Annotated in this window: 14 protein-coding genes; 2 read left to right on the forward strand and 12 right to left on the reverse strand. The window is 60.3% G+C overall.

Annotated elements, in window-relative coordinates:
• Nucleotides 1-428: 428 nt before the first annotated feature.
• Both CIC12_RS20750 and CIC12_RS20755 read right to left on the reverse strand, forming a co-directional pair.
• Nucleotides 429-1,622: an amino acid aminotransferase gene (locus tag CIC12_RS20750; protein WP_168666499.1), complete on the reverse strand. Its 1,194-nt coding sequence runs from the start codon at nucleotides 1,620-1,622 to the stop codon at nucleotides 429-431.
• Between the two features lie 132 nt (nucleotides 1,623-1,754).
• Entirely contained in the window at nucleotides 1,755-3,080 is a 1,326-nt protein-coding gene (locus CIC12_RS20755; protein ID WP_168666523.1) for an arylsulfatase, read from the reverse strand.
• A 127-nt stretch (nucleotides 3,081-3,207) separates the two neighbouring features.
• Here CIC12_RS20755 and CIC12_RS20760 point away from each other — a divergent pair, with 127 nt between their 5' ends.
• On the forward strand, nucleotides 3,208-4,131 hold the full coding sequence (locus CIC12_RS20760) for a LysR family transcriptional regulator (protein ID WP_168666501.1): 924 nt from the start codon (nucleotides 3,208-3,210) through the stop codon (nucleotides 4,129-4,131).
• A 34-nt stretch (nucleotides 4,132-4,165) separates the two neighbouring features.
• Here the strand turns inward: CIC12_RS20760 and CIC12_RS20765 are convergent, their stop codons facing one another.
• From CIC12_RS20765 to CIC12_RS20800, 8 genes are all read right to left on the reverse strand, one after another.
• Nucleotides 4,166-5,317 carry a porin gene (locus tag CIC12_RS20765; protein ID WP_168666503.1) on the reverse strand — a complete coding sequence of 384 codons (1,152 nt, stop codon included), beginning with the start codon at nucleotides 5,315-5,317 and terminating at the stop codon, nucleotides 4,166-4,168.
• Nucleotides 5,318-5,618: 301 nt separating this feature from the next.
• Nucleotides 5,619-6,446 carry a phosphosulfolactate synthase gene (locus tag CIC12_RS20770; protein WP_168666504.1) on the reverse strand — a complete coding sequence of 276 codons (828 nt, stop codon included), beginning with the start codon at nucleotides 6,444-6,446 and terminating at the stop codon, nucleotides 5,619-5,621.
• A gap of 93 nt (nucleotides 6,447-6,539) precedes the next feature.
• On the reverse strand, nucleotides 6,540-7,385 hold the full coding sequence (locus tag CIC12_RS20775) for an ABC transporter permease (RefSeq protein WP_168666506.1): 846 nt from the start codon (nucleotides 7,383-7,385) through the stop codon (nucleotides 6,540-6,542).
• Nucleotides 7,382-8,191 carry an ABC transporter ATP-binding protein gene (locus CIC12_RS20780; RefSeq protein WP_168666508.1) on the reverse strand — a complete coding sequence of 270 codons (810 nt, stop codon included), beginning with the start codon at nucleotides 8,189-8,191 and terminating at the stop codon, nucleotides 7,382-7,384. Before CIC12_RS20780 ends, CIC12_RS20775 begins: the two co-directional genes overlap by 4 nt.
• Nucleotides 8,188-9,237: an ABC transporter substrate-binding protein gene (locus tag CIC12_RS20785; protein WP_168666510.1), complete on the reverse strand. Its 1,050-nt coding sequence runs from the start codon at nucleotides 9,235-9,237 to the stop codon at nucleotides 8,188-8,190. Before CIC12_RS20785 ends, CIC12_RS20780 begins: the two co-directional genes overlap by 4 nt.
• A 644-nt stretch (nucleotides 9,238-9,881) precedes the next feature.
• On the reverse strand, nucleotides 9,882-11,255 hold the full coding sequence (locus CIC12_RS20790; protein ID WP_238812759.1) for an FAD-binding oxidoreductase: 1,374 nt from the start codon (nucleotides 11,253-11,255) through the stop codon (nucleotides 9,882-9,884).
• A gap of 58 nt (nucleotides 11,256-11,313) precedes the next feature.
• Nucleotides 11,314-12,618 (reverse strand): MFS transporter, encoded by a 1,305-nt coding sequence (locus CIC12_RS20795; protein ID WP_168666514.1) that lies wholly within the window; start codon nucleotides 12,616-12,618, stop codon nucleotides 11,314-11,316.
• A 57-nt stretch (nucleotides 12,619-12,675) separates the two neighbouring features.
• Complete coding sequence (locus CIC12_RS20800; protein WP_168666517.1) at nucleotides 12,676-14,106, reverse strand: sulfatase-like hydrolase/transferase; 1,431 nt, start codon at nucleotides 14,104-14,106, stop codon at nucleotides 12,676-12,678.
• 143 nt (nucleotides 14,107-14,249) lie between these two features.
• Here CIC12_RS20800 and CIC12_RS20805 point away from each other — a divergent pair, with 143 nt between their 5' ends.
• Nucleotides 14,250-15,185, forward strand: a complete 936-nt coding sequence (locus tag CIC12_RS20805; protein ID WP_168666519.1) for a LysR family transcriptional regulator — start codon at nucleotides 14,250-14,252, stop codon at nucleotides 15,183-15,185.
• A 309-nt stretch (nucleotides 15,186-15,494) separates the two neighbouring features.
• Here the strand turns inward: CIC12_RS20805 and CIC12_RS20810 are convergent, their stop codons facing one another.
• Together CIC12_RS20810 and CIC12_RS20815 are read right to left on the reverse strand one after the other, a co-directional pair.
• The gene (locus CIC12_RS20810; RefSeq protein WP_168666521.1) at nucleotides 15,495-16,358 is read right to left on the reverse strand and encodes a nucleotidyl transferase AbiEii/AbiGii toxin family protein; all 864 of its coding nucleotides are present in this window, start codon (nucleotides 16,356-16,358) and stop codon (nucleotides 15,495-15,497) included.
• Complete coding sequence (locus CIC12_RS20815; protein ID WP_238812760.1) at nucleotides 16,339-17,520, reverse strand: type IV toxin-antitoxin system AbiEi family antitoxin; 1,182 nt, start codon at nucleotides 17,518-17,520, stop codon at nucleotides 16,339-16,341. Before CIC12_RS20815 ends, CIC12_RS20810 begins: the two co-directional genes overlap by 20 nt.
• Nucleotides 17,521-18,003: the final 483 nt, after the last annotated feature.

Raw genomic sequence — 18,003 nt, forward strand, 5'->3', positions numbered from 1 at the left:
GCGCGCATCACGTACGGAGCCAAGTCTGTCCTCCACGACTATATCGCGTGGCCCCACACGCCATCCTTCGCGAGCGATCGCTGACGAGCTGCTGCGCCGGCCTGGCGATCTCGCCAATGCGTGTCCTTAACTCGTTGCAACCAGAGCCTTCGACCACCCTTGATCTTCCGATCAAGGTCGGCGGGTATATTACAGGTTGGCCCTTGCGCTTCGTCGTGCAATGACGCCAGTTCTTTGCGAAAGACCATAGGCCCATAAGCAAAGAGACTCTCGCCCAACTGCTGCCGCTCGAGGAACGCGGACAAATGACCCGAACTCATTAAAAGGAGATTTCCCCTGTCAGGACGGGTGCTCAAGGTGATGTCTCCGATCACGGAGTGCATGATGCCTGCGACCGCCTCGTCTAAAACACCGAAGGGGTCCGTAAATCAGGTGCTACGAAGCACCTCAGTGATGGCCTTCGCAACGACCGGCAAATTGCCTTCGTTCAGCGCGGCCACGCAGATTCGGCCCGAATCGACGGCGTAAATAGCGTGCTCGTCCTTGAGACGGGCCACCTGATGCACCGACAAACCCGTAAATGCAAACATGCCGGTCTGCCGTTCGAGATAGTCGTGCGTATGCGCGGGCTGCAACTTCCTAAGCAGAGCAGCGAGCGCGCTGCGCATCGAACGGATACGCACGCGCATGGCTTCCACTTCGGCAAGCCACTGCGCGCGAAGCTCAGCGTCGTTAAGGATGGTCGAAATCAAACGCATGCCGTGCGTCGGCGGGCTCGAATAATTCCGCCGAACCGCGAGCTTGAGTTGAGCCAGCACGTTACCTGCGCTTTCAGCATCGCCGGCACGGATGCACAGCGCGCCGCAGCGTTCGCCATACAGCGAAAAGGTTTTCGAAAATGACAGGCTAACGAGTACATCGCGACCACGTTCGGCCCATGTACGGATCGGTGCAGCGTCTTCGTCCTGCCCTGCTCCGAAGCCCTGATACGCCATGTCGAAGAATGGCAGCAACTGGTGTGCTTCGAGGACGTCCAGTATTGACGTCCATTCTTCTTTGGTGGGATCGACACCGGTGGGATTGTGGCAACAGGGGTGTAGTAAAACGATGTCGCCGCGCGAGGCTTCGGCGAGCGTGGCCAGCATCGCGTCGCCAGCGAACTTTCGCGTTTCCGGATCGTAGTAAGGATAAGACTTCACGATGAAGCCCGCGCCTTCGAAAATGCCGATATGGTTGTCCCAGGTCGGCGAAGGGACCCACACGTTCTTCTGCGGGAAGAACCGGTGCAGAAAATCTGCCCCTATCTTCAACGCACCCGAGCCTCCAATCGTCTGGATCGTCGCAAGTGGCAATTGGTCCGTCAGTGCCGCGCCGAAGATCAAAGGCGCAACGACCTCAAGAAACGCGCGTTCGCCCTCCATCGGCAGATAGACACGCGCCGTCGCTGCGTCGACAACACGGCGTTCTGCTTCCTTGACCGAAGCGAGAAATGGAATGGCGCCTGCTTCGTCGTAATACATCCCAACGCCGAGGTTGACCTTATGCGGACGCGGATCGGACCGGAACTGCTCCAGCAAACCAAGAATGGGATCACCGGAATGAGACGGGATGTTGAAAAACATAGGGATTAGAGAGCGAGACAAGGGAGAGAGGTTGTGAGCGCAAAGCGCTCACACGTGATCTGAAAACAGCACTGGAAATCATGCCTCGTGCAAAACGTCGCACACCCTCAGGCAATCTATCGGTATCTCAATTCAATCAGGCGCACCGGGCGGCGTATTCGGGTGTGCCTTGACACTGTCCTTGAAGGCCTTGACCATTTTCAGCATTGGCCCGAGCACCCATGTATTGCGCACCAGAATGTCACTCTCTTCCTTCGGGTCTTGGATGAGATGAAACAGATACGGAGATTCGAGCTTATTGGCACCTGCATTGACGTAAGGTTCCCACACGAAATGCAATTTCCAGTCACGCCATTTAACGGCGCGCAATTCATCCTTGATATAGAAAAGAAAGCCTTCGCGGTTCGACGATGACTTCTTGCCGGTCAGAAAGTCGAGTTGGCTCACGCCATCGATGGGCCGATCGTCCGGCACGCTGCCGCCAATCAGTTCAGCGAGCGTCGGCAGCAAATCGACCACATGCACGATGTCGTTGTTGACGTCGACCGGAATCTTGCCGGGCCAGCGTGCGATGAACGGCACGCGCAGACTTCCTTCCATTGCCGTATGGTAGGTGCCCGTCCACGGCCCCGCCGTGCCGCGGTATGGAGCGCGAAACTCGGGGCCATTGTCGCTACAGAAGATCAACAGGGTGTCGTCGGCGAGACCCAGTATATCCAGATGGTCGACGATCTGGCCGACACGAAAGTCCATTTCGGCGAGCGAATCCGCGAATTCTCCCATACCCGTCGAACCATCAAAATCCTTATGCGGCAGTGTCGGAAAATGCAAATGCACCAGCGGCAGATAAAGAAAGAACGGCGTGGACGTACGCGCATTGCGTTCGATAAAAGCCTTCGCGCGCTCGACGAGTTCTTCGTCGATTGTCCGCCGTGTTTCGAGGTCGTAGACCTTCACGTTCGCAGACGGCTCGCCCTTCTTACCGGCCATGATGTAGGGAATATCCGCGACTTCAGGATCGAAGCCGATCGAACTCGTGAACTGCGTTTCGTCCGTTGTGCGAGGTATACCGTACCACTCGTCGAAACCTCGATCGGACGGATAGCGTCCCTCGACGTCGCCCAGATGCCATTTACCGAAATGAGCCGTCGCGTAGCCCGCGTCGGATGCCATTTCCGCGAGCGTCCACTCCTTGCGTTGCAAGCCTTGCGGAAGTCCCGGTGGCACCGACTGAAAAGCTCCTGTGCGAATCGGATGACGACCCGTCATCAAAGCACTGCGTGTCGGGACACAATCGCTTTCGACGTTGTAGTTGAGCAAGCGCGTACCGCTTTGCGCGAGCGCGTCGATTCGTGGTGTGGCTGCTCCACGCATCATTTTGCCGCCGCCATAGCAGCCTAGCTCGCCCCAGCCAAGGTTATCGGCGACGATGAGAACAATGTTCGGTTTGGTGTTCATGACGCTGTCTGGACTCACTTTTTCTGATGGATCGTGCCGCACTACTGCGGAAGTCAGGGTCAAGTATTGACAGCGAAAATTGTCGAGACAAGTATGATCTGAACATATGCAATAACCAATGGTTATCATGAATATCGACGATCTCAACTACTTTCTCGCCATCGCCGAAACAGGTCTGCTGCACCGTGCGGCGACTCACGTCGGCGTCAGTCAACCCGCACTCACGAAGGCGGTGCGCCGGCTCGAAACCGAACTCGGCGTGATGCTGTTCGATCGCTCACCCAAGGGCATGCAACTGACACGCTATGGCGCTGAATTCCAGCGCCACGCGGTTGCCTTGCGCGCGTCCTACGAGGACGCCATCAGCAAGATCGCCGAACTGCATTCGGGCGATCTCGCAAAAGTTCGCGTGGGTGCGACGCCCGCCACCGAGCCGCTCGTCGATCGCGCATTCCTGTCGCTGCTTCGCAAACGTCCGGCGCTCCGCCTCGATCTGACTGTTCACTTATCTGACTCGCTGATGCGCGCTCTGCCGGAAGGCGATATCGACATTGCGGTGTCGCCATTGCCGGAAAACGTCCCTGACGGCTTGCGCGCAATACGCCTGGCTAACGAAACAACTTCGCTCGTTTGCCGCAGCGACCATCCGCTCACCTTGCTCGAGAACGAAGTCACCGCGAAAGACCTTGGTCACTATCCGTGGATCTTGCCTGGGCCCAACGTATCCGCGCGTCGGCAGATTGACAGCTATTTTCAGCAGCATCGTCTCGAGGGCCCGACGGTCCAGGTGCAAAGCAGTTATACCTCACCGATAGGGGTCTTCTATCTGGTCGCGAATACCGATATGATCGGAATCTGTAGTACGCAGCATTGGCCGGTCGCCGAACAACTCGGCCTGAAGGTACTGCCCGCGACGCGAGCAAGATGGCCGCGACAGATCTCGTGCCTCGTGCGCGATAGAGGTCCGCTGTCGCCGTTGACCGAGACGTTCATCCAGGAACTGGTGGCCGAATCGAAACGCGGGTCGACTCTGTCGGGCCAGCCTCGATGACTGGCCCGACAGCAGCGCTTCATGCGCATATGTATCAGAACTTCATGCGAATGCCTGCGATCGCTGCAGTTTGATTGGACGTGGTCGACGCAGTCAGCTGGTTCAGGTTCGCGCGCGCTGCATGTCCGGTCGAATCGGTACCCGAAGCGTGTTGATAGAGCCCTACGAGGTAGATGTCGGTTCGCTTGGACAGGAAGTAGTCCGCGCCGAGGTTTACCTGTTGATAGGTTGCGTCGTTCACGCCGTAGCCGTGCGTGTAGTCCCACGCAACACCGAGAACCAGCGCGGGCGTCACCTGATAGCGGTAGTTCGCCTCGACGTTGTGAAATTTCGCTGAACCGCCGCGTCCGGTTGCAGCCAGTCCGGTCTCCGCCCCGATGTTCTTGAACTGCGTGTTGCTGTAGGTTGCGCCAAAGGTCGACCTGCCAAGTGCGTACGCGCCAGCCGCTGCGATCACCTGTTGCGTCTTTGCCGACGCATAGCCCGAGTACACGAGACTGGTCATGTTCGAACCAGTGGTGCTGGACGAACTGTTGTTGCCGAAGAACGAGTAATTCGGGTCACGAACGTTCAGATAGGCGGCAGCCAGACTCAACGGCCCGTTGTTATAGTCCGCGCCCAGCGACCAGATCTGGTTGCGGGTCGCATCGCCAGCTACGCCGCCGAGGCTGTAGAGCGCGCCGGCCGAGAAACCTGCGTAGGTCTGGCTGTGGAACTTCAACGCGTTGTTTACGCGATTGTTGTTGTCCAGGTTGTCGAGGTCGCCGGGGTGAGCGCCATAGCCCGTCGCCCATTGCGTGCCGCTCTCGAAGCGGCCGAGATAATCGACCACCATGTCGTACTGACGACCGAGCGTCAGTGTTCCAATACGATCTGAACCGATACCAACATAAGCCTGTCGACCGAATTCGTCATTCCCCTGCCCGAGTTTCCCATTGACCACGGAGAATCCATTTTCGAGCACGAAGATCGTCTTGAGTCCGCCACCGAGATCTTCCCTACCGCGCAATCCCCACCGGCTGCCTTGCTGATTGCCGCTCGCGAGCGAATAAAGCTGGCTACCGCCGCTGTTGTTATTGAAGACGAAGCCCGCGTCGGCAAGTCCATACAGCGTGACTGTGCTTTGCGCATGCGCCGTACCCATGATCGCCAGGGCGGCGACTGAAATCAGAAGCTTATTTTTCATTTCATTGTTCCGTTTGAAGAGGAGAGTGCGTGAGGGATGAAGGAACGTACTCAACTGTGCAGAGAAAAGAACCTGAACATCTCGATGACCAGCGAGCCGAAGGCAGTATTAACAGCCGATATCGCCGCTACAACGCTCGATCCTGTTACCTCAATAACCAGACGTTATTGAGATGAAAGTCCAATGCCTTGATGGCTTCAACCGCAATAAAAAACGGCCCACAAAAGCAAGACGCCCCGCTGCGTTGCGCAAGCGGGGCGTTAAAGAGGTCGGCTCTATCAATGGAGCCGAAAATTAAATATCAGAATTCCGCGGTTTCAATACCGGCCAGTCGATACGCACCTTGGGGATGAGACGTATCGCCGGCGAACCCACGCCGCACGAGTTCCGCAATATACAGTTCGTCCCATTCCAGATTCGCCAGATTGACTTCGGTACCGAGCGTCCTCACCAGCCAGGTCGTGACCTTGTGTTTGTAGTCGCGCGTCATGCCGTGCAGGATAACGACAGGCAATTCGTAGATCAGCTTTTCGTCTCCAAACTCGCTTTGCAAACGTGCAATCAAATCGCCACGAATTTGACCATCGGTGAAGAGTTCGACCGCTTCCAGATAAACCCAGTCCGCACCCGCCTGCAAACACGTATGAACGTCGGTGACGATCTCGTCGTCGTTCATCGAGCCTTCTTTCTTCCCTACTTCACCAAACACTTTCAGTCCGGCCTGCTTCGCTCGTGCGATGCAGGCGGCCTTTTCGTCGGCCTCAAAATGCAGAAGATTGTCCGAAACTTCGATACTGTCATAGCCGATCGCAACTGTTTCATCGACGAACTCTGGGTATTTGCGCTGCGCAAACGCCAATTCCGCAAACGCGCCGCCCGGCGAGGTAGAAACGCCGAACTCGCGATATGTCGCGAGCTTTTGCGTCAATACGTCCTTCGGCAGAAAGCGCGAGATGCCGGCCGCCACTTTAGCGAAGTCGATATAGGCGCCAGCGCTTTCGAGCGTGTCGCGCTGGCGCGCGACGCCCATGCCCCAGTCGATCATCATCGATAGCCCGCGTTTGCGTGGTTTGGCCGTGCGCTCAGGCACGGCGAATGAGGCGTAGGCAAATTCCTGTTTCGTTTCCATAACTGTCATCCAGATGAAGAAAAGTGGCCGCGCCAGGGCGGCCTCGATTCATATGCAGCGTTAAAGCTCATTCGATGCGTACTGCCGAAACGCTCACACTTCGCCCATGCCTTCAATGGCATGCCAGCGCGTAAATCGTGCGGTCAATACCCGCATCAACTGAACCGATGCCGTCGAAACAATCACGAGTAGTACCAGCAGCGCCATGAACTTGTTGATCTCGAACGAGTTCGCGAAAGCAGTGAGGCGCACGCCCACGCCGTAGCTGCCACCGACGATTTCGCCCGCGACCGCACCGAGGAAGCTATAGGTGATCGACAGTTCCATTCCCGCAAGAATGGTCGGCACAGCGGCCGGGAAAACGAAGTACATCACGTGCTGACGGCGATTACAGCCGATCGTGCGCGAGAGATAGTCGAAATCGCGATTGGGCTGGGTGAGACCTGCGAGCGTCGTCGACAACATCACAAAGAACACGAGGCTGACGACCAGGGCGACCTTGCCCGACATCCCGAGGCCGAACCAGAGCACGAACAGCGGAGCGAGCGCCACGCGCGGAAGACTATTGGCCGCGACGACGAGCGGCATCACGGCCTTGCGCGTGGTGGGCGTCCAGTAAAGCAGGATCCCGACGGCCGTGCCGCTCACGCTTGCGATCACGAAGCCGATGACCGTCTCGATCACGGTATAGCGCAGATCGTCGTAGATGATCGTCGGGTCGCTGAACTGCAGGACGAATTCACGCAACGTGCCTTCCGGCGTGCCGATGAATACCGGCTTGACCCAGCCGAGTAAGGTAACTGCTTTCCAGATCGCACAGAACACGATCAGGATAAGCGCCCGCACGAGCCACATCTTTCCCTGGTCCGCCAGGGACCCTACCGCCGTTCTGGCGGGCTTGTCGAGTTTCAGGCTCATCGTTGAAGTTTTCGTCGTCATGATGCGTGTCCTTCGATTTCTTCCCACAGGCGCTCGAACAGTTTGCCGAATGCCGGGTCCGCTCGCACTTCGCTGACCTTGCGGTCCCGGCTGCCGAGCCTCACTTCGTGAATAACGCGCACCGCTGCCGGCCGGTTACCGAACACGACGATGCGGTCCGCTAACGCAATGGCCTCGCCGATGTCGTGCGTCACCATCACGGTGGTGCCCGAATAGCGCATGAGCAGCAACTTCAGATGCTCCTGCATGCGGATGCGCGTTTGCGCATCGAGCGCGGCGAACGGTTCGTCGAGCAACAGCAAACGCGGCTCCGTCACGAGCGTGCGGGCGAGCGCCACGCGCTGCCGCATGCCGTGCGAGAGTTGCGCGGGAAATCGTTGAGCGGCATCGGCGAGACCGACGCGTTCGAGCATCTCGGCGGCGCGGCGATGCATTTCCTCGGGCGCGACATGGCGTACCTGTAGCGCCAGTTCCACGTTCTGTTGCGCCGTGCGCCAGGGCAGCAGCGCATCGCGCGCGAGACCGTAAGCGGTGTCTCGCCGCCCTGCCTTCGGAGCGCCGCCCGCGATCGTCAGGTGTCCGGACGTAAAGGTCGCCAGGCCGGCGATCATGTTCAGAAACGTGGTCTTTCCGCAGCCGCTCGGACCGACGATGGCGATGAACTCGCCCTCTTCAACGCTCAGATCGATACCCGCGAGAATGTCGGGGGCACCGGGCACGCTAAGCCGCACACCTTGCGCGAGGATCATCGACTCGCCGCTGTCCGGCGCGGTTCCACGGGATACGGAAAGTTCGGTCGCGTTCATTTGAGGAGAGCCTCGGTTTCGGCCTGAGTCTGCTGCGTACCAGCCGCATAGACGTCGTCGATCTTCAGGTCCGACTTGACGATGCCGCCGTTACGATCGATCGAGAGCCAGCGCTGCAGGTCTTCCTTCGGATACAACGAAGTGGTGACCTGTATGGCATTTTTCACGTAATCCTGACGCAGTTTCGGCGACTTGATCTGCGGTACGTGAGCCAGCAGCAACTTCTCGACGGCGGCCGCATTGCGGGGATCATGCACATAGGCATCGGCCATCGCCATCGCCTTGCGCACACCCTGAATCTGTTTGGGATGCTTAGCGACCCAGTCGGCAGTGGACCACATGCCGATGTGCGCGATGTCGCAAATCTTCTCTTTCAGGCCGGGACATGCTTGCGCCGAGCGGAAATCCACGCCGACGTGCGCGCCCAAGTCCGCCGCCATATCCACCTGAGCGCCGGCCAGCACCGCCACGTCGACCAGACCGTTCGACAGGGCCGCTGCGCCATCGGTGGTCGGGACGAAGGTCACGTCGGACGGCTCCATGCCGACCGACGCGAGCGTGAAGTCGACGATATATTCACTGCCTGAGCGCAACGAAGGGACGCCCACTTTCTTGCCCTTCATCGCTTTGACTGCATCCACGTAGGACGCGCCGGACGGCATGCCCTTGGCGAACATCAGGACGCCGAGCTGTTTGGCCTGCCCGGCGATCAGCCGCAGCGGTTGGCCCTTGTCTGCCAGTGCCAGAAAAGGATCGGGCGAGTTGGTCGCGATGTCGACGCTGCCGGAAGCGAGCGCCGTCACGGCAGCCGACGCATTGGACACGACTACCGGCTCCGGCTTGATACCCGCTTTTTCGAAAAAGTGCTGATCGAGCGCGACTTCGGTCAGAAAGGTCTGCAGCATGTGCGGCTGGTAGGTCAGCTTGACCGGCGCGAGCTGTGCGGCTTGCGCGTGCGCCTGACCAGCGACGATCACCAGCAGCACGGAAGCGGCCAGCTGTGCGGCGACCACGGCTCGCTTCGATGTATTGAATCTGAATCTCATCAATTTCCCCAGTGTCGGTTCGTAACCGGCAGGCAGCGGCTCCCGCAACCCGATGCGCCAGCGGACAACGTACCTGTGATTGCCGAATGGTCAGGGGAGTATTTCCAGCCATAAACAGGTTGGCAATGCAGAAAATGGATCTTTCGATAACCGTTGGTTATCGAAACATGGGGGAAAATCTTCTGCTGAAGACCTGGAAGCCGATCGGCGCACCGGCTCGTGATGCGCATCACCAGATGGGAGCTACGAATTAAGAAAAGGCCTGCGCCGCCACTCATATTCACCGGCGCTCGAGCGGCGGCTTGCCGAAATAAACCGACCGAGGCCGTGTCAAAACCCAAGACATGAGTGTTTTCGGGGGTGACTTTACCCCTCCTCGGGTGTTCAGAAGCCGGTATAGAGCGTTCTCGAAGGCCGCTTTTCCGGGAGCCGTTCGCAGCCACGCGTTTTGACACGGCCTCGACCCACTTCCGCCGCCAGCGTTTCTAACCCATGAATGACTCACTTGAGATGCGTAGCGGGTAAGGGAGCGCCTCTCGGGACGCGCTCCCTTACCCGAAATTAGAACTCGATTCTGCGTCCCTTTGGGCTCAAGCTTCCATTGAGTTGTGAAGTGGGCGCAAAACCTGAAACTGCCTCGTTGCTCACGGGATCACCCGGCCACCGTTGAGCATGTTCGTGGGGTCGATTGCAGCCTTGAGTTTGCGCATCAGATCGAGTTCTGCATCCGAGCGAGCGAGCCCGAGAAATGAACGCTTGATCACGCCAATACCGTGCTCCGCCGAAATGCAGCCGCCCGCTTCGCTCACTGTCTCGTAGACGAGCGCCTCGACGTAGAGCAGCGTGGCTTCGTCGGCATACGGGCCGCTTAGCAAGTGCAGATTGCCGTCACCGAGATGGCCGAAGAACAGATGCCTCTGCGCTGCGAATTGTTCTTCGAGTCGTGCGCGCAGCGTCTCGACGCAACGTTCCATCTGCTCCATCGGCACGCCCACGTCGAAGGCGGCGTGCGGTCGCGTCGCACTCAGCAACTCTCCCACCGACTCGCGCGCGGCCCACAACTGCTTCGACTGCTCCAGCGACTGAGCGACGATCACATCGTCGATCGTGCCGGCTTCTAGCGCGTCGCCGAGTGCGGCTTCGAGCGCGCGCTGTGCGTCGTCGCTGGCTTCGCCCAATGTTTCGACAAGCGCGTAGACCGGGTAACGCGTCGAAAACGCGGGCTTGAGCCTCGCCACGTCGCAGGCCGCGAGCATGAAATCGTCCCACATGAGCTCGAACGACGAAAGGCCCGGCAAGCGCATGCGCAAGGTCTTGAGCAGCCGCGCTGCTGCATCAAACGATCGGAGCGCGCACAGCGCAGTTTGCGCGGCGGCGGGCTTCGGTTCGAGCTTGAGCACGAGGCGCGTGATGATACCGAGCAAACCTTCCGAACCGATGAACAACTGCTTGAGATCGATGCCCGTGGTGTTTTTCGTCACGCGATTGAGCATCGGCAGCACGGTGCCGTCGGGCAGCACGGCTTCGAGACCGAGAACGCGTTCGCGCATGGTGCCGAAGCGCACGACTCGATTGCCGCCCGCGTTCGTTGCCGCGTTGCCGCCCAACTGGCACGAGCCGCGCGCGCCCAGATCGAGCGGGAAGAACCAGCCTTCGGCTTCGACGTGCGTTTGCAACTGCTCGAGAAGGACGCCGGCCTGGACGGTCACGGTGCCGCCGATCGTATCGAACGCCTCGATCGCATTCAGGCGCTCAAGGGAAAGCGCCACTTCGCCCGTCTGCGGCGTGGCCGCGCCAGCGAGGCCGGTCAAGCCGCCTTGCACGACTACGGGCTGTCGATACTCCGAGAGCACGGCGAGCGCGCGCGCGACCTCCTCGGGCGTGCGCGGCTGGATCACGAGCGGCGGCGCGCAGCGTGGCGCGTAGCTCCAGTCGGCGGCGTGGGCGTCGGCGACCGTCGGATCGGTGCTCAAGCGGTCGACGCCAAGCGCATTCGCGAGTGCGTCGGGAAGAGACATCGGAGGCGAGGCTTGCATGGGTGTCGTTGCCTGAAATCGATGGATGCGGGCGTGTCGTTCAGTCTGCGCGATGCATGCGCTCGACCTTGCCGCCGAGCCGCTTGAGCGCGAGCCCGGCAACGAGCCCGATGCACGCGATCGCCGTCATGTAGAGGCCGGGCGCGACAGGTCCGACGCGATGCAGCAGGTCAGTCACGACGAGCGGCGTGATGCCCGTGAACAGCACGGTCGCAAGATTGAGCGATAGCGCGATGCCTGAGAAGCGTACGTGGGTCGGAAAGAGGTCGGCGAGCAGGAACGCATAGGTGCCGTTGACGAAGCCGCCGACGAACCCGATCACGGCGAACGTGGTGAACGGATCGATGCTATGCGCGGCCACGAGCCGGTAGAACGGATAGCTGCCCGCAAGCATGATGAGCGCGCCCGTGCGATGCACGATACGTGGAGGGATGCGGTCGCCAAGCCAGGCGCAGGCGAGCAGCGACGCCGACATCGTCGCGATGCCGACGTTTTGCGCCGCGCTCGCGATAGTCGGCGAATAGTGCAGCACGGTAGTGAGATACGACGGCAACACGACGAAGAGCAGGCTGTTCGCCGCGTTGACGATGCTCGCCACGCCCACGCCCGCCGCAGCCTGCCACGCAAACGTGCCGAGCACCGTGCGGAACGGGCGCTTCGCCTTGTGACTGCGCAGCCGCTGGAATTCCGCCGATTCCTCGAGCGACGTGCGCAGCCAGTACGAGAGCAGCCCGATCAGTCCGCCGAAAATGAACGCAACGCGCCAGCCGTACGCGATGACATCGGCCGCGTCGAGCGTCGCGTGCAGCACGAGGCTCATCAGTGTGGCCGTTAGGACACCTGAATTGAGGCAGAACACGACGAGGCCGCCGACCAGGCTCGCGCGCTGCGGCATCTCCTCGACGACATACGTGATCGAGCAGGGCAATTCGCCCGCGAGAAAGAAGCCTTGCGCGAGACGTAGCAACACGAGCAGCACGGGCGCGAATACGCCGATGCTCGCGTAGCCGGGAATGAGGCCGATGCCGATCGTGGAGGCCGACATCGCGAGCACGGAAACGAGAAAGATCGCGCGCCGGCCGAAGCGGTCGCCGAGGCTCGACAACACGATGCCGCCGAGCGGCCGCGAGACATAGCCGATCGCGAACACGCTGAAGGTACTGATGAGCGAGGCGATCGGGTCGGCAGCGGGGAAGAACTGCCTTGCGATCTCGCGCGCAAACACGCCGTAGATGATGAAGTCGTAGATTTCGAGCGAGCCGCCGAGGCTCGCGAGTATCACCGTCTTCCACTTGCGCTTGAGGCCGGCAGGCGCGGCGGCCGCGGCGAGTCGGGCTGATGGCATCGTCGTCTCCAGTCTGTCTTTGTCGTGTTTTCTTGTCGCTACTTGCGCGGTGGCGCGCTACGCCGGCGGTACCGGTGTCGCGGCGGGCGTACCAGTCCTGAGCGCGGCCTCGCGTCCGCCGAAGGATTCGATCAGCCGCGCCTGATCGGCTTTGGCGGCGGCATCGACGGCTTCTGGATCGAGCCGCGCGCGCAACTGCGCTTCGAAACGCTCGCGCACGTGCGCGTAGGCGGGATCGGCGGCCACATCGTTCAGCTCTTCGGGGTCTCGTTTGAGATCGAACAACTCGGGGCGCAGGCCAACGTAATAGTGATACTTGTAGCGCGCGTCAGCGAGCATGTAGGCCGCCGCTTCCGAGCCCACGGCGTGATACTCGCTGAACGCGAGCCGCTCACGCTGCGCGGGTGCGTTCGCCAGTTGCGCGAGCGACGTGCCCGGACCCGTCATCGGCATTTCGGGGCAGCCGGTCAGATCGAGCAGCGTGTTCTGGATATCGACGAGCGACACTGGTGTTTCGTTGACTGTGCCCTCCGGAATGCCGGGGCCGGCGAGGATCATCGGCACGCCCGTCGATTCGCGGTACATCAGGCACTTGTTCCACATGCCGCGTTTGCCGAGATTGTCGCCGTGGTCGCTGCTGTAGATCACGGTGGTCGTGTCTTCGAGGCCGTTCGCGCGTAGCGCGTCGAGCACCTTGCCGGCTTGCGCATCCATGAACGAAACGAGGGCGAGATAGCAGGCCACCGCGAGACGCCGCCGCTCCTCGGTGCCGATGGCCGAATCGTGGTCCATATGGCGCGCCTGGCGCTCAACCCATGGATGCCGCACGTAACCCGTGGACGGATGCAGCAGCGGCAGATCGAGCGATTCGGGCGGATACAGATCGAGCCATTCCTGTGGCACGACGAGCGGGAAATGCGGCGCGACGAGGCCCACGTAAAGCACCCACGGGCGTTCGTCGAGCGCGTGTTCGCCGAGCCACGTCACCGCCGTGTCGGCCACGCGCATGTCGAAGCGGTTGTAGCTCGACGTGCCCGCGCCGATCTTGTCGTAAAGCGGCGAGCGTCCCATCGTTTCGGGTAGCGGCTCGCGCACCGAGCCCCAGACCTGGCCGATGCCGTCGAGGATGTGCACCGCGTGATGCTGCTGGTGAAAGCCCACGGGCGCATCGTCCGAGCGGTAGTGGAGCTTGCCGACCGACTCGCAGAGCACGTCGTGATCGGCGAGGTGATGCGCCCAGCCGCGCGGCACGCCGTCATAGGCGAGGGCGTTGTCCCAGCAGCGAATGTGGTGCACATGGCGCCCCGTCGCGAGACTCGCGCGTGCGGGTACGCAGATCGGCGAAGGCGTATAGGCGTTCGAAAAGCGCGTGCCGCGCGCGGCGAGCGCGTCGAGATTGGGCGTGCGGATGAACGGATGGCCAGCGCAGCCCATGAGGCCGTGCTGATGCTCGTCCGAGAGGATGAAAAGGACGTTCGTGGGTCGCATGATCGAATTGTCGGGCCGTCTGGCAAAGGGCGCGGCCGTGTCTCCTGCCCTCAATGGTGGTACGCTCGCACATGAGAGGCAAGTGACCATTTTTCAAATGCGAATAACTTTTTTTTATTCGTAGCAGACCAACGCAGCCGAGCATGGACCCGATCGAGCGATTCTTCGAGGCTGGACTGAAGCTCAGGCATTTGCGCCTGCTCACGCTGTTCGACAGCGTCGGGCAGATCCGCCTCGTAGCCGAGCGCCTGAATCTCACGCAGCCCGCCGTGTCGAAGCAGCTCGCCGACTTGGAAGAGGGGCTCGGCACGCCAGTACTCGAGCGCGTGGGCAACCGTTTGCGGTTTACGGCCGTGGGCGAGGTGCTGCTGCGGCATGCGCGCGAGGTGTTTCATCAGATCGAACGGGCGCGCTACGAAGTCGATGCGCTTACTAGTGGACTCTCCGGGCGCATCGCAGTCGGAGCGGTGCCGACCGTGTTGCCGGTGTTTGCTCCCGAACTCGTGCTGGAACTTAAAAAGCGCGCGCCGCACGTCAACGTGTCGTTTTTCGAAGCGACGAGCGACCGACTTTTCCTGATGCTCGCTTCGGGCAGCCTCGATATCGCGCTGAGTCGCACCGAACCGCAGGACGGCGTGGGTGCGCTGGCGTCGCGCGCGTTGCTGGACGACCCTATCGTGATCGTGTGCGGACGCGACCATCCACTCGCGGCGCGGCGTACCGTCAAACGCGCGGACCTTGCTGGCTTGCCGTGGATTCTGCCGCCGCGTGAGGCGCCCACATTCGTTGCACTCGAGCGTTGGCTGCAGCGCGGCGGCTTGGAGTTGCCGGCGGGCTGCGTGCAGTCGGTTTCGATCCAGGCGAACGAAACGATGCTCGGCCTTTATCCCTTTCTCGCGTTGATGCCATTGACCGTGGCACGGCGCGGCACGCTCGCTATTCTCCCGATCGAAGGCGGGCACTTTCTTGAAACGGTGCGACTCTACTATGGCGACGGCTTGCCGAATCCCGTGCTGGCTACGGCATTGGATTGCGTAGCCTCTGTCAAGGTGCGTATTGCCGCGTCACTGCATGCCTGACCACAAATTGTGCCGACCCGCTTGTGATCTTCGCATTTCGCTGAGCGGCCGGTAAGGCCGAGCAACTGCCGTACCGAAGTAACACTCGAACGTCGCCTTTGGGAGGGCAAGTCTTTTCCAAGGACACAGTGCCGGGATCAGCGCGAGCTCGCCGAGAGTGGCAACGCGACTCCCACGATTCATTTCCGGTCGAATTGCATCTCCTTTCTTTGAGAGATCGTTCAGGATCGTTGCTAACGCCAGTTGCCCAAGACCGAGGAAAATCCTCTACCCCGATGCAACGGCTCTCCCTCGGGCACAGTCAGGACATCACGGCCGGGGCCAATCCATCAGCCCGATCCTGAATTCAGCAAGCAGGTTTTCAATCTCCCCTACCGCGTCGCCGTAGTGAGACTTGCCTCGCAGCATGTGGGTCACCAGCCGATCATGCAGTTCGGGATCCGCCAGAATGCCGACGATCTGCTGCCTGCTTTGCGCGGCAGCGATAGACGCTATATCCAGGCCCAGCAATCTCGGGCCGGCGCGCTCGAACGCATAATCACATGCAGCCAGCAAGGGCAACTCTTCTCCATACAGCCGGTCGGCATTGCCCGCGGCAGCATAATTTTCCAGCAGATACCGGAAGTCCACCGCGTCTTTCGGATTGGACTGCCCACGGTCCAGCCACGCGATCAATTTCGTCATCACGAGACCCGGGATCGATGCAACGGGAATCTCGCATTGATCGGCGATGCACACGGTCACCGCACTATCCAGTGCTTCGGCGTAGCCCGCTACGTTCATCACGATTGCCATGTCCGGAGGCCACGCCACTTGCGCGGGAGAAATCTCGATGCCGCCGAACGGGACCAGATCGACCGGAAAGCCCTCTCCAACGGCTGGTGAATAGTGAAGCCGATGCAGGATTTTCGCGTCCGGCCGGAAGCCCGACTGCTGAAGCAGCGCCGTTCTGAGCGCCTCAAACACTGTCCAACTCTCGATGGCCATCGCGAAATCGATGTCGGGACTGGCGCGGTTGAGCGGGAATCCGTGCAGGTGATACATCAGGATGTCGCGTGCCGTCGCACCGACAACGAAGTACCGCAGGTTCGTCATCCGGGCCACGCGATCCATGACCGTCAGCAGAACCTGCTTTTCTTCCGGCAGCGGCGTCTTAAGATGGACTCGGGTCATCCGCCTGCTCCATCTGGTTGCGAATCAACACCGCAGCCTCCGCATTGCGGGGCTCCCTCGTGCGCTGCAAATCCGCGTACACGAGCAACGGTGGCGCCGTCGTTTTTCCCGCCCGTGCCTCGTCGAGATGCCAGAAGGCATCGATGATTTCCAGCGTGCCGGCGGGATCGGCACGCAAGCGATGACGCTTCACCAGCGCCATCGTCACAGCCGGTCTTGCCGAGGGTTCGACATAGAGCGTTTGCGCGGCCGGCCGAAGCTGTCCGGTCAGTTTTGCAGCGGCAACCTCCCCGCCCCACCACGCCTGCCCGGCGGGAAGCTCGGCATGCTGCCACCACGATGGATCGCTCACTGCGAACCGTTGCACGTTGAGCTTCGGCAGGAGGCGAAGCGGATAGTTGATCGCCCACTCTTCCCTGAACGCTGCCGGATCGAGCAATCGCCGGTCGTTCGTGCCCGCCAGCAAGCCGCGCTCACGCAGGTCGTCCAGCACGCTGCCGACCGTGCCAAGCGCCACACCCGCTGCGGCTGCAATTTCCCGGTATGGACAGTTAAGCAACGCTGGAGCAGATAACAGCACAAAAGTCATTCTGAGCGCAGAGGCGCTCGCGGAGCTGGCGGGCTTCCCCGATCTCGATGCCAGACGCCTGATCTCGGGATTCGCCGGCCTGCCTGTTACAAGCATGTACTGGCCAGGCGCATGCACGTACAGATTGCCGGCCAGGTCGATGAACTGCAGGTCGTGCTCGACACACTCGTCTGCTAACGCAGGTGTCAGATAGGCAGTGGCCAGCAGGACCGGAAAATCCGCAGCGCGGTTCTTCGCCACGAGGGTTCCCAGTTCCGCCCGCGCTCTTATCCGGCCTCGGGCTGCGAGTGTGTATTGCTGGACCGCGCCGTTCACATCGAGCGTCAGCTTCCCTTCCTCGGTCAGACCATCGCTTCGCCCAGCCAGACGAAAGTCGATAACGTTCAGCGGAACGCGTCCCTTCCGGGTTGCGGCGCTAATGAGTTGGCTGAGCAACGCTTCCGTCGGGCGATCAAAGTTCGGAAGGTCATACGGATCGTCGTCGTTCATAGATTCCGCTTGTTCAAAAAACGTGAACAGGCAGACATTATGAACAACAAACCCCCGCTGTTCAATATTTTTATTGTTCATCATTTATGAACGGCAGCCTGATCTGAACAGACCCAATCTACAACGTTACGTTCGGGCGCTGACGAAGCGTAGCCTGAAAACGACCATCACTGTAGCGTCGACCCAGCGCTACGTGTACGCAAAAAATGACACGTTTTCGAGCCAGCCGCAAATGAGTACATCGACGAGTACATGACGATGAGCATCCAAGGAAAATGTTATTAAAAATCAATCCACTAGAATGCAGATGCGAGTCCTCTCCTAGGCACCAGAAAAATAGGTCCAGATCATTTTGCCGGATCTGATGCTAATGAAAAGCCCGCTTTCGCGGGCTTTTTGTTTTTGGGTCGCCTAAAAGATGCTCGCGTCCCACGATAAACAGACGTCGAATGAGTACGTTTTTGAGTACATGAAAGTTCGAGCTCCTGGAAACGTACTCACCGCACGCCTAGCATCTTTCCCGATAGGCGCGCATCACGTACGGAGCCAAGTCTGTCCTCCACGACT

The organism is Paraburkholderia sp. SG-MS1, from assembly GCF_012275575.1.
GTDB lineage: Bacteria > Pseudomonadota > Gammaproteobacteria > Burkholderiales > Burkholderiaceae > Paraburkholderia.